The sequence below is a fragment of the Acidobacteriota bacterium genome (genome assembly GCA_018001935.1).
GTDB lineage: Bacteria > Acidobacteriota > JAAYUB01 > JAAYUB01 > JAAYUB01 > JAGNHB01.
Genome location: JAGNHB010000018.1, coordinates 1 through 11,842 on the forward strand (window position 1 = coordinate 1; position 11,842 = coordinate 11,842).

The 11,842-nt window shown below is 69.1% G+C and carries 13 protein-coding genes; 6 read left to right on the top strand and 7 right to left on the bottom strand.

Annotated features, from left to right (window positions below; all coding sequences use genetic code 11):
• The first annotated feature begins 502 nt into the window (after nucleotides 1-502).
• Entirely contained in the window at nucleotides 503-1,153 is a 651-nt protein-coding gene (locus KA419_09090; protein MBP7866090.1) for a sigma-70 family RNA polymerase sigma factor, read from the top strand.
• Nucleotides 1,150-1,860: a zf-HC2 domain-containing protein gene (locus KA419_09095; GenBank protein ID MBP7866091.1), complete on the top strand. Its 711-nt coding sequence runs from the start codon at nucleotides 1,150-1,152 to the stop codon at nucleotides 1,858-1,860. Before KA419_09090 ends, KA419_09095 begins: the two co-directional genes overlap by 4 nt.
• 2 nt (nucleotides 1,861-1,862) lie before the next feature.
• Here KA419_09095 and KA419_09100 read toward each other — a convergent pair whose 3' ends face one another.
• The gene (locus KA419_09100) at nucleotides 1,863-2,432 is read right to left on the bottom strand and encodes a flavodoxin family protein (GenBank protein MBP7866092.1); all 570 of its coding nucleotides are present in this window, start codon (nucleotides 2,430-2,432) and stop codon (nucleotides 1,863-1,865) included.
• A gap of 81 nt (nucleotides 2,433-2,513) precedes the next feature.
• Here KA419_09100 and KA419_09105 point away from each other — a divergent pair, with 81 nt between their 5' ends.
• The 4 genes from KA419_09105 (at nucleotide 2,514) to KA419_09120 (ending at nucleotide 7,838) form a co-directional block, all read left to right on the top strand.
• A complete protein-coding gene (locus KA419_09105; protein MBP7866093.1) occupies nucleotides 2,514-3,905 on the top strand; it encodes a TonB family protein in 1,392 nt (463 codons plus the stop codon).
• Between the two features lie 19 nt (nucleotides 3,906-3,924).
• Complete coding sequence (locus KA419_09110; GenBank protein ID MBP7866094.1) at nucleotides 3,925-4,965, top strand: zinc ribbon domain-containing protein; 1,041 nt, start codon at nucleotides 3,925-3,927, stop codon at nucleotides 4,963-4,965.
• A gap of 308 nt (nucleotides 4,966-5,273) precedes the next feature.
• Nucleotides 5,274-5,834 carry a DUF1287 domain-containing protein gene (locus KA419_09115; GenBank protein MBP7866095.1) on the top strand — a complete coding sequence of 187 codons (561 nt, stop codon included), beginning with the start codon at nucleotides 5,274-5,276 and terminating at the stop codon, nucleotides 5,832-5,834.
• Between the two features lie 1,161 nt (nucleotides 5,835-6,995).
• Entirely contained in the window at nucleotides 6,996-7,838 is an 843-nt protein-coding gene (locus tag KA419_09120) for a class I SAM-dependent methyltransferase (protein MBP7866096.1), read from the top strand.
• Between the two features lie 13 nt (nucleotides 7,839-7,851).
• Here the strand turns inward: KA419_09120 and KA419_09125 are convergent, their stop codons facing one another.
• From KA419_09125 to KA419_09150, 6 genes are all read right to left on the bottom strand, one after another.
• A complete protein-coding gene (locus tag KA419_09125) occupies nucleotides 7,852-8,013 on the bottom strand; it encodes a hypothetical protein (GenBank protein ID MBP7866097.1) in 162 nt (53 codons plus the stop codon).
• A 45-nt stretch (nucleotides 8,014-8,058) separates the two neighbouring features.
• Nucleotides 8,059-8,289 carry a prevent-host-death protein gene (locus KA419_09130; protein ID MBP7866098.1) on the bottom strand — a complete coding sequence of 77 codons (231 nt, stop codon included), beginning with the start codon at nucleotides 8,287-8,289 and terminating at the stop codon, nucleotides 8,059-8,061.
• Nucleotides 8,290-8,356: 67 nt separating this feature from the next.
• Entirely contained in the window at nucleotides 8,357-8,794 is a 438-nt protein-coding gene (locus KA419_09135; GenBank protein MBP7866099.1) for a gamma-glutamylcyclotransferase, read from the bottom strand.
• Between the two features lie 11 nt (nucleotides 8,795-8,805).
• Nucleotides 8,806-10,065 carry a DUF4185 domain-containing protein gene (locus KA419_09140; protein ID MBP7866100.1) on the bottom strand — a complete coding sequence of 420 codons (1,260 nt, stop codon included), beginning with the start codon at nucleotides 10,063-10,065 and terminating at the stop codon, nucleotides 8,806-8,808.
• Between the two features lie 210 nt (nucleotides 10,066-10,275).
• Nucleotides 10,276-11,262, bottom strand: a complete 987-nt coding sequence (locus KA419_09145) for a glycosyltransferase (GenBank protein MBP7866101.1) — start codon at nucleotides 11,260-11,262, stop codon at nucleotides 10,276-10,278.
• On the bottom strand, nucleotides 11,255-11,836 hold the full coding sequence (locus KA419_09150; GenBank protein MBP7866102.1) for a hypothetical protein: 582 nt from the start codon (nucleotides 11,834-11,836) through the stop codon (nucleotides 11,255-11,257). The genes KA419_09145 and KA419_09150 overlap by 8 nt, the downstream gene beginning before the upstream one ends.
• Nucleotides 11,837-11,842 lie beyond the last annotated feature (6 nt).

Here is an 11,842-nt window from a genome sequence, read left to right on the forward strand (position 1 = left end):
CCGGGAGAGAACCACGGATGAACACGGATAGACACGGATAATCCGCAAACGGGCTTTAACCGTGGAAAAATTGGAACCACAGAATACGCAGAACGTGAGAAACACGGATAGAATGATCGAGTGTGAAATGTTTGCCAGGATGGCAAAGCGATCTCTGTGAAAGGACTACGACCCTGTCCCCGGGGAGGCGCCGCGGACGCCCGTCACGCTTTCCGATACGGTTGGGTTTCTCTGGCGTCCGCGGCTTGCCCCGGGCTGTAACGTCTTTCCCCTTCGGGGAATCGGCGGGCCGGGTACGTTGACTTCCCGAGGCCGATTGCGATGGCGATGGCGAGGCCGATAGCGATGGCGATGCCGATACCGATAGCGATACCGATAGCGATACCGATAGCGATACCGATAGCGATACCGATAGCGATTTAAATGGGGATAGAGGGGGGGGGGAAAGAAAAGAGGGAACTTTTTCCGGCGACGCCTGTCATAATAGGCGTAGGAGGCGACCATGGAACCCGGAAGGCCCCTCGCTCGAAACGAACACCCGGACGGCCCCCCGAACCTCGCGGACGGGCGGCACGACGGCGCCTACCTCGAGGGCTTCGACCCGACCGACATCCGTTTCGACGATCTCTTCCGTTGCTACAAGCACATGGTCTTCCAGCTCGCCTACCGCCTCCTGGGCAACTACGACGACGCCCTCGAGCTGTCCCAGGACGTGTTCTGCAAGGTTTACAAGAACCTCGGGACGTTCCGGGGCGAATCGTCCCTGAGGACCTGGATCTACCGGATCACCGTCAACCTGTCCCACAACAAGATCCGTTGGCGCAAGGCGAAGCGGATCTTCGGGATGCGGGACATCCACACCCTGGAGCCCCGGTCGGTCCTGGGCCTCGAGCGCGACGGGGTCGAGCGGATGCAGAACCCCGAGCAGCGCCTGCTGGAGGACGAGGACGAGCAGCGGGTCCAGCGGTGCCTGCAGGGCCTCCCCATCAAACTCCGGACCGTCCTTGTCCTGCGGGATATCGACGGCATGTCCTACGAGGAGATCGCCCAGGGGGTGGGGATCTCGGTGGGGACCGTCAAGAGCCGCATCGCCCGGGGGCGGGAGCGCCTGCGTTTCCTCCTGGCGAAGTCGGTTTTCGGGAGGGTATCATGAAGTGCAGCAAGATCAAGACGATGATCCACGGGTATATCGACGACGCCCTGGGGCCCGACGGACGCTTCGCCGTGGAGTGGCACCTCGAGACGTGCCCCGCCTGCCGGAAGTACTTCCAGGACATGGCAGACGTCCGGGAGAACCTCCGGGGGCTCGGGACGGTGAAGGCCCCGGCGGTCCTTCACTTCATGCTGAAGTCGAGGGTCCGTTTTTCCACCCCCCGCCCTTCGCCGGCCTGGTTCCTGCCGGACCCTTTCCGGCTGCTGGGCGTGCGGGACGCTTTCCCCTGGAAAGCCGTGGCCGCCGTCATCCCGTTGACGGTGCTGCTGTTCGTCTTCAGCGCGTCCCTGCTCTACCACCCCGGGGACCTGAAGGAGATCATCGCCGCCTCCCCGGGCGGGTTTTATCACCAGGCCCATTCCGCCGGGGCACCGGCGCGGTTCGTCGCCCCGGAGTTCGACCACGACCGGATGAGTGAGTTGGCGGATGCCGGGGTCCTCAACCCGGAGACGGACCGCCTGGACCTGGCCGCCCTTGTCAACCCCGCGGGGAACGTCCAATTCACCTACATCTCCGGGGACCCCCGCAACGAGGAGAAGGTCCGCCGGATCCTCGACTCGGCCGTGGTCTCCCCGGCCGTCCTCAACGGGCGCAAGGTCGGAACCCTCTTCGTGCTCTCGGTGGAACGCGTGCGGGCGGAGAGCTGACCTCAGAGCCGGCTTCCCAAACGGCGGGCGCGGGCGAACACTTTTTCCGGGACCGGGCGGCCGCAGCGGGTCCCGGGGTGGGTGAGCGTCCCCACCAGCCGGTAACCCCCGTAGTGAAGCACCTCCCGGACGGCCCGGATCGCCCCCCGGCTCTCCGCCAGCACGACGTCGAGCGGCCACGGGGTGGAGCAGGCGGTCACGATGACGGCCCGTTTCCCCTTCTGCCGGGGGACGGGAAAACCCCGCGGGCCCTCTCCCAGGAAGACGGGGACATTGCGGTCGAACAGGAGCTTGAGCGGGGCGCAGACGTTTCCCCAGTGCGTGGGGGTGCCGACCACCAGGGCGTCCGCACCCCGGATCCTCTCGCCGACACGGTGCGCGTCGTCGGTGGGGAGCGAACACCCGCCGCCGGAGCGGCAGGACATGCAGGCCGTGCAGAAGGCCATGTTCAGGCGGCAGACGTCCACCCAGTCCACGTCCCGGCCCGGCGGGAGACCTTCCGTCACCGCCTTCAGAAGGGCGGCCACCGTGCCTGACCGACGGGGGCTCCCGTTGAGAACCATGATCCGCATGACATCCTCCCTGCACCAATTTGGATGAAGCAGTGGTATAGTAGATTCCGTGAACTCCGCACTCTTGCGTCGAGGTGAAACATGATCGAGTGCAACCGATGCCGGAAGGTTTACGACGAACGGAGCGGGGCCTGCCCTTTTTGCGGCGGGCCCGCGTACCCCGGCGACGGTCCCGCCGGCTCCCCCCCGGACGAGGCGCCCTCCCGGCCGGCCCGGACGCTCCTGTTCGAGGGGATGCCGGGTGCGTCGGGGGAGGATGACCCGTCCCAGGGGAGGACCGTGGTGTGCCCGGTGATTCCCCGCAGCGACCCCGGACCGGTCGACCCGTCGAAGGGGAAGACCCTGATGTACCCCACCATTCCCCCCGCCGTCCCCGCGAATGACGACCCGTCCCGGGGGAAGACCCTGGTCTACCCGACGATCCCGCCGGCGTCCGACCCGACCCCGTCGAAGACGCTCGTTTTCCCCACCATCCCCCGCAGTGCGCCCTCGCCTCCGCCGCACCCGGACTGGGACGGTGTCTCTCCCCCGCCGGCCCGGCCCGACTACCCGGAAGCGCCCCCTTCCGCCTACAGCACGTCGCCTTCGCCCGTGTACCCGGCGGTGCCCTCACCGGAAACGTACGGCGGTTACGAAGCGCCGCCGGTGTACGAGCCCCCGGGAGGGTACGAGGCGCCTGGCGGGTACGAGACCCGGGTGGCGGGAACGCCCTCACCCGCTCCGCCGTCGCGCCGGGGCGCCGGCCCGGCGCTGTGGGTGGGGCTGGGTGTCCTGGTCCTGGCGGGGGTTGGGGTGGCGGCCGTCTTTCTCCTCCGGGGCGGGGAATCCCAACCCCCGGTCCAGAACACGACGGCGGCCGCAACCGCCCCGGCCGTTTCCTCCGCCGGCGCGGCGGAAGACCCCCTGGCCGGCGTGCGGGCCGGGGCGCCCGAGCCGGCCACCTCCGCGGGGGCCGACAGCCCTTACCTCCCGGGGACGCCCCCCGAGCCCGGTACCGTGTCGGTCCAGCCGCCGGTCGCACGGACCTCCCCGCCGAAGAGGGCCGGGGTTTCCCCCCGCCCGTCCCCGGAGCCCTCCCCGGACAGCCGCCATGGTCAGCCGTCCGAACCCCCTCCGGGCGAGGGCCGCACCGGGAGGGACCGCCCCCCGGAAATCGGCGCCCCCCCCGACTACCGGCCGTCGGACGGCCCGATGCGGGTCGCGGCCAATGCCCTCAGCGCCCGCCTGGTCCACCGGGTCGACCCCTCCTATCCCGAGATCGCGCGCCGGAACCGGATCCAGGGGATCGTCATCCTGAAAGTCCTCGTGGACAAGAAGGGCGGGGTCAAGGACATCACGGTGCTCCGGGGCCACCCCCTGCTGGACGGCGCCGCGAAGGACGCCGTGAGGAAGTGGCGGTACGAGCCCTTCGAGGTGGGCGGCGAACGGGTCCCCGTCGAGGGGACGGTGATCGTCAACTTCCAGCTTCGGTGACGGCCGGGAGGAGGTGATCATGCAACCCTGCCCCGCCTGTGGGAAAGCGCTGGAGGACGGTACCCGGGAATGCCCCTTCTGCGGCGTCCTCACGGACCGATGGAAAGCCCGGGCCGGGGGAGGGCCCGGCAGTTCGACCCCGACGCCGGGTCACCCGGGGCCCATGCCGGCCCGGCGCAGCCCTCTGGCGACCTGGGCGGCACCCCTCGCCCTGCTGCTGGTGGTGGCCCTGGCGGTGCTGGTCTACGTCCTGAGCCGGAGGCCGCCGGAAGGGGCTTCGAAACCGCCCGCCTCCACCGCCGGCGCCCCCGCCGTCACCGGCCCACCCGTCTCGAAGGTCCGGGTGGAGAAGGTTTCCGGGGATTTCGACCGTGTCATCCGGCTTCCGGGGGACCCCCTGGGGCTGGCGGCCTCGCACGGGGACCTGGTGATGGGGAACCGCGCCGCCCCCGCGGGTTTCCTCCGGGTCCGGCCCGCCGGTGCCGACCGGGTGGTCGTGGAGAAGGTGCCGGTGACGGAGCCCGTCAACCGCCAGCAGATCGGCCTCCGGGCCGTCTCCGCCGGGGCGGCGGGTTGGATCGGGGTGGCGGACGCGGCCTGGTTCCAGGGTGAAGGTCTCGTGTTCACCCTCCACGACCCGGCGACGCTCCAGTTGAAGGACCACCGGGAAGCCCCCCCGCGCCTGGGCGCCCTGGTGCACGACGGGGAGGGTTTCTGGGCGGCGACCCGGCTCGACACGGAGAACGCTCCCGGCGAAGCCTGGCTCTACCGCCTGGACGGGGCGCTCCGGGTGCGGGACCGTTTCCCTTCGCCGGGCAAGGGTTGCCAAGGATTGGCCTGGGACGGTCGCCGGCTCTGGTTCGCCGACGTCTTCAGCGACACCCTCTTCCTTCTCGAGGTGAGCGGTGAGGCCCCCGGCGTGGTCGGCCGGTGGACGCTGCCCTTTGATTACGTCAGCGGCCTGGCCTGGGACGGGGCCTTCCTCTGGGTCTCCGAGTACGGGGACAAGACCCTCCGCCGGATGTCTCCCGCGCGCTACGCCGAGCTGTACGGGCCCTGAAGTTCCCACGCGCCGTCCCGGCGCGGGCGTGAGGGATTCGGGAATGGCATAGTACGCCGATGTCGTCTCGGGGCTTGGCCTTCGAATGGGGCCCACGGGGAGGCACCCCGTGGTTTGGATGGTTCCCGGCACCATTCGGTCCCGACCCCTTCCGCCACTCCCTGGCTGAAGGCCTCCACTGATTGAACTTTCCGCGAGCCGGGGCATCTTACCGGTAGCGTCGGTGATCCCGCCGCGAACCACTGTCTTCGGAGGGTTGCGTGGGCCTCGTCTCACGGTTGTCGTCCCCGGTCGTCGTTTGGCTCTTCCTGCCGGTCTTCCCCTTTGCGCTCGCCGGGAACAGGCCGCCGGCCATCGACCCGGGCCGCCTCGTGGCGGACGCCCGGGCCCAGGTGGGGGTGACCACGGGGTACGACCCCGCCTACCGCGTTCTGGCCTACCCCGGCGGCGACGTGCCACGGGAGACGGGGGTCTGCACCGACGTCCTGGTCCGGGCTTTCCGGGGGCAACGGCTGGACCTGCAGCAGGCGGTCCACGAGGACATGCGGGCCCACTTTCGCGAGTACCCGGACCGCTGGGGCCTCTCCGCGCCCGATCCGAACATCGACCACCGGCGGGTCCCCAACCTGCAGACCTGGTTCCGCCGGCAGGGCTGGGCGGTGGCCGTGACCCGCAACCCCGCGGACTACCGACCGGGGGACCTGGTGACCTGGGACCTGGGGCGGGGGGTCCCCCACATCGGCATCGTCTCCGACCGCCGGACGCCCGGCGGGGTCCCCCTGGTGCTCCACAACATCGGGGAGGGTGCGAAGGAGGAGGACATCCTGTTCGCCTACACGGTGACCGGTCACTTCCGTGTGAGGCGATGAGGGGGGGGCTGGAGTCAATGGTCCCCTTTCTGGTTTGGGGTGTAATAAGCTCTTTAAGCGCTTTAGCGGCCGCGTTACCAACATGTTGTCGTTTCCGGTTGCCTGCCGAGGCCACTTTTCCGGGCGAAGTCCCGGAGAAAGCCCAGGTCCTTTGGTTCCTTCACGCCCCTGTGTTTGCCGGAAGACGAGGGAGTTGCGCCAGGGCCGCGCCGCTCCGGCGGACTGCGCGGCGCGATCAAAGCGGCGCTCTGGCAACCTCCGCGCGCAGAAAAACCAGAGAAGGGAAAACAGGAACGCTGCGTGTGGAGTTGCACGGCGGCATCCCCGGGTGCGGCCTTCCGGTCCGGGGAGCAGCGGCCGGGAACAACCCGCCTTCCCCGCACCCTTTCAGGGTGCTTCTGCATCCCCCGCTGCCGCGTTCCGGGAGCGGCGACGCGGGCGCCCCGAACGAGCGGCCCGTTGCACGTTTGCGGCCGGCGCCCGCGTCTTGCCCCCGGCTGGGACGCCCCCTCCCCTTCGGGGAGGGCAGGTCCCTCGAAGCGCCAATTCCGGTTGGGTTCCGCGAACGTCCGACTCCGGTTGGACACCGCGAGCGTCCGACCCCGGTTGGATTCTGCGAACGTCCGACCCATCTGGGTTCTGCGAACGTCAGACCCCGGTTGGGCGCCGCGAACGTCCGATCTGGTTCGATTGATGATCCTCCTCCCCTTTTCCCCGAAGGGGAGAGGGGTTTCAGCCCGGGGCAAGCCGCGGACGCCGGGGAACCCAAGCCGGGGTGCGAGAAGGTGACGGGCGTCCGCGGCGCCGCCCCGGGGACAAGACGTGGCAGCGCAGGGGCAAACCCGCCCCGAAGGCGGCGGGAGGCATGCGTCGCTTCCGAACCTGCGCGTTTAAGCAAGGATCGTGCCTGCGCGGCATCTTCGGTCGCGACGGTGGCGGCGGCTCCGACGGCGACCGCGAGACCGATTGCGATTGCGATTGCGATACCGATTGCGATACCGATACCGATACCGACCCCGATGGGAACCCCTCCGGACCTACAGCCTACAGCCTACAGCCTACAGCCTACAGCCTACAGCCTACAGCCTTCTCCTTTCCCCTTAACATGTCACCCCTTCGGTGCTACCATGAAAGTGCAACCGCATGTCGGGGGAGGGGGGCATGAAGGACTACCTGAAAAGCGCCTGGGACGAGGAGAACCCCGAACATGTCTCGGTGGTGGACGAGCTGCCGCTGTGGTCGGCGCCGTTCGGCCTGCGGCTCCTGGATCGCGTCGCCTGGCGGAGGGGGATCCGGGCCCTGGACCTCGGCTGCGGGACGGGGTTCCCCCTGGTGGAACTGGCGGAGCGCCTGGGCCGCTCGAGCATGGTCTACGGCGTGGACCCCTGGGAACGGGCCCTCGAGCGTTGCGAGCAGAAGCTGGGCACGCACCGGATTCACAACGTAAGGGCGATGCCGGCCCGGGGTGAGGAACTGCCCTTCCCGGACGATTTTTTCGACCTGATCGTCTCCAACAACGGGATCAACAACGTGGCCGACCTGGACCGGACCATCCTGGAGTGCGGCCGTGTGGCCCGGCCGGGCGCCCAGGCCCTCTTCTCCATGAACACCGACGAGACCTTCCGGGAGTTCTACGCCCTCTTCCGGGAGGCGCTGGAGGAGGCGGGGCGCAAGGACGCCGTCCCCCGGGTGAAGGAGCACATCCGCCTCAAGCGGCCGCTGGTGGCGGAGGTCTGGCGGCGAATCGAGGGGGCGGGGTTTCTCGTCACGGAGATCGTCGAGGACGGGTTCAAGATCCGCTTCGCCGACGGCGGGACGATGCTACGGCACCACTTCATCCGGTACTGGTTTGTCCCGGCGTGGTCGGCCATCCCCGGTTCGCGGGACGCCGACCGGGTCTTCACCCTGGTGGAGGCGAAGCTGGACGCCGTGGCGGAGCGGGACGGCTGCGTGGAGCTGAGCGTCCCCTTCGTGGTCTTCGACTGCCGCTACGCCGGGCGCTGACGCTTCAGGCGCCTCACCAGACGATGTGGGGATAGAATGCGGCGATGACCTTGTCCGCGGTAACGATGGGGAGATCGTGAAGGAGGGCCGTGGCCACGATGGTCCGGTCGGCGGGATCGTCATGGTCCCAGGCCAGCTCGAGGTTCCGGACCCAAACGTCTTCATCGGCGGGAATGAAGCGGACGTTTCCACATCATCGCGCAGGTGTCCAGCAACATGTTCACGTCAGCTCCCACTCATCACGCGTCGGTGTCGTAAGGTCTTCCAGGAAAACGACCTTGCCCTGGGCATCCGCAAAGAGTTCACGAATGTCCTTTTTTTTCGGGATGGCGACGATTTTCAGAACGGGCTGGTTGTGGTCGGTGACGATCAGTTCCCCGCCTTCTTCCTCGATCTCCCTGAATACTTGCAGCATCCGGGCCTTCAGCCTGCTTTTCGAGATGGTCTTCATCGGCGTTTCTCCCAAAAATGACCGCGGTCATGACCAGGGTCATCATACCCCTGATGCCCAGGGATGGTCAAGGGTCCTTACCGTGTTTATTGGGGGTTTCGGTATTCCCCCGGGTGTGTTCGCGCCAGTCTCCGGAGAGGATGGCGGCGTCCTCCCGGAACCGGTGGTCGGGGCCGACGTAGACGTCCGCGTCGTGCGCCTCGCCGTCGTCGGTGACCACCCGGCACGGGCGGCGGAAGAAGAGATCGCCCTCCCCCTCGAAGCGGTCGAGCCGCCACAGGGTTTCCCGGTAGACTTCCGGGCGGAGGAGGACCAGTTCGCCCCGGACGCTCCAGTCGTCTCCGGCGGGGAAGATCATGGGGAAGGGGCCGAGGGAGGTCATGCGGAAACCGGAAGACCGGCCGGGGACGATCCGTTCCGCCTTCCCCTCCAGCAGGCGGTGGTTCGCCTCGCCGCGCATGAGCGTCCCGTACACGAAGAGGGGTCGGGGGACCGTCCCGGGCATGACCGGCTCCGTCAGGGGAAGATCAGGGCCAGGTCGGTCTCCATGAGGAAGACCGCGTAGGGGACCCAGAGGGAGAGGGTGAAGTAGACCACCTGCCCGCCGCCGCGGTCCAGCGCGGGGTCGGAGTAGCCGCCGTAGGGGCCGTACCACCCCGCTTCGTACCAGTCCCGCGTGCCGGGGGTGAAGACGGGTCGGCCCGGCGTCCAGGGGCCCCAAGGCGACGCGGCGCGCCAGAAGCCGAGGCTACCGGTGGTGTAGTCGAAAAGGGAGAGCAGCCAACCGCCGAGATAGGCATTGCGCCGCAGGCAGAGTTCTCCGGCCTTGACGCCGTCCAGCACGGGGACGGCGGCGGCGACGCCCTCGCCCCACTGGGGGACGCCGCCCGCAACCCCCCGGAACCAGGCGTAGCGGTCCGGCGACCCGAGGTCGGCCGGGTCGCACCAGGCCAGGTAGACCGGCGACCGGCGGTAGGCGCCGCTTGCGGCCAGGTAGACGACCTCTTGGCCGGGGTCGTCGGGGTGAGGCCCCCGAGCGGGGGAGACGTTGACCAGGCGGTTCGATTCGGGTCCGGTCCAGACCGTCTGAAACGAGGAGCCGACGTCGACGGAGCAGGCCAGGACCGCCCGGGCCCGCACCGGCTCGTCCCAGTCGAGGACGTCCATCAGGAAAACGTACAGGTTCCCGTCCACGGAGAGGGCCCCGGCGGGGACGGTGGAGTCGGGGTCGATGCGGGGGAAGAAGGGAAGGGGGTATCCGCCGGGGTCGGTGCGCCAGGAAAAGGGGAGGCCGTCGACCGCGAGGGTGTCCGGTGTCCGGGCGGCGGTGTTGGGCGCGAAGACGCCGTCGCCTATCACGTCGCCCACCAGCATCCACAGTTCCCCGCCGTGGGGGACCAGGACCCCCAGGTCACTGCCCCAGGGGACCCCGCCGACGGTCTCGGTGAGGCCCGGGCCCAGGAGGCGCTGCACCCGGCGGCAGGGGTCGTGGTCCGGGCGGAAAAGCCGGACGGCGTCGGCCGCCGTGACGCGCCCGTCGCCGTCCGTGTCGTGGTTCAGCAGCGGCGGCCGGTCGACGTTGGCGGCGAGGAACTGGCCGAGGTCGTAGAGGGTGGGGTTGGACGTGCCGGACTCTAGCCGCCTCGCCGGCCGAACACCTTTCGCTGCTCCCGGCTCGTCGGCCGCCGCGATCGGGTCGCCCGACCCGAAGGCCAGCAGAATCAGGGCGGCAAATGCCCGCACCCGACCGCTGGATTTCCTGCAGCCTGCACCCATTCTCTCTCTCCAACGGATGCCTTCCAACTGCCCACGCGTAACGCCCCGGCTTCTGCATCCAGAATTTACCACAAAGAACGCAAAGAACGCAAAGAACGCAAAGAGAGCTGGAGAGGCAAACGTTCCAACCTGGCCTGCCGGCTGTCAGGCGTTTTTATCCGGCCGAACGTACTTCCACCGTTTGAAGGGTGTTCGGGCCATGCCATGCCCTCATCCCGGCGGGGGGTAGCGCCGGCGGGTGAGGTGGCCGTGGACCTCCCCCCAGGAGAAGGCGACGAGGCCCGCCAGGAGGGGGAACGCGGTGGCGGCGCGCCGGGCGGGGCCTTTCACTTCCCGCAGGAGGGCGGGCAGGCAGCGGAAGAAGCGGTAGACGGGGAAGAGCGGGGTGAGGAGGAGGCTGTTGAGGGCCCGGGAGCCCGGGAGGTCGGCCTGGAAGCGGGCGATGCGGTAGAAGCGCCCCTGCTTGGCCTGGTGCCCGAGGTAGACTCCCCAGCGGTCCAGGTTGAAGTGGGCCACGCGGATCCCGGGGTCGAACCAGAGGGTGACGCCATCCTCCCGGAAGCGGTTGTGGAGCAGGGTTTCCTCGGAGGAACCCATGGACTCGGGGAACCCCCCGTACTGCAGGAACAGGTCCCGGCGGTAGGCGAGGTTGTTGGCGGGGAGGTTCCCGACGGCCTGGCGGCCCCCCGCGAGGAGGTAGGGGTGGAACTGGATCACGAACATGGCCCGGCTGACCGCGTTTTTCGGGTTGGCGTTGGTGAGCACCCCCCCCACGGCCTGCACGGCCGGGTCGGCGAAGGCCTCCCCGATCCGCCGGACCCAGTGCGGGTCGGCGACGCAGTCCGCGTCGATGAAGGCGAGGACCCCGCCCCTCGCCGCCCGGGCCGCGAGGTTCCGCGCCCGGCCCTGGAAGGTCCGCCCCGCCATCCGGTGCAGATCGACGTCCGGGAAATCCTTCTCCAGGAGGTCCCCGGTGCCGTCGTCGGAGGAGTCCACCACGCGGACCTCGAAGGGGGGGGCGCCCTCCTGCCGGCGCAGGCTCTCCAGCGTGTGCGGGATGGTCCAGCGGCTGTTGTAGGAGGGGACGATCACCGAGATGGCAGGCGTCCCCCCTCCCGAAAGCGGGTCCGGGACGGGGGTTGGTTCCGCTGGCCGGTCGGCGCCGGGGGGGAGGCCGGGGGAAGGTCCGTCACTCATCGGGCGTGTGGTCTTCCTTCCGGGCCTCCCTCAGTTTCTTCAGCTCGGGGTTCTGTTTGCAGAGGTAGTCGTCCAGGTCCGTCCGGGCCTTGAGAAAAGCCTTGCACGCCCGGTCGCCCGCGGCGGCCATCTCCTGGATGCGTTTCCAGGTCTGGCGGTGCTGCATGCCCGGGTCCGCCACCCTGCCCAGGTCGGGGTAACGGGTGTGGGCGGCCTGCCAGGCCTCCTGCTTGAGTTCCCGCACGGCGGACCGCAGTCGGGTGAACTCGGCGTCGCCCGCCTGTTTCAGCTTCGTCACCGTGGCTTTACGCTCCTCCGCGTAGTCTTTCCGCACCCCTTCCGGGGTTTTCCACGCCACCGACTCGGTGGGCGAGGGCGGGGGCGTGACGGCCGGGCCGCTCCCGTCGGGCGGCGTCACGGCGGGGCCGCCTGCGGGCGGGGCCGGCTCGGTGGGGGCGGTGGCGGCGGGGGAGGGTACGGGGGGCTCGGCCTTCCCGCAGGAGAGGAGGAATACCCCGGCCAGGGCCAGGGCGACGGACAGTCCCATGATTCTCCAGGATCGTCTGGTTTTCACGTCTCA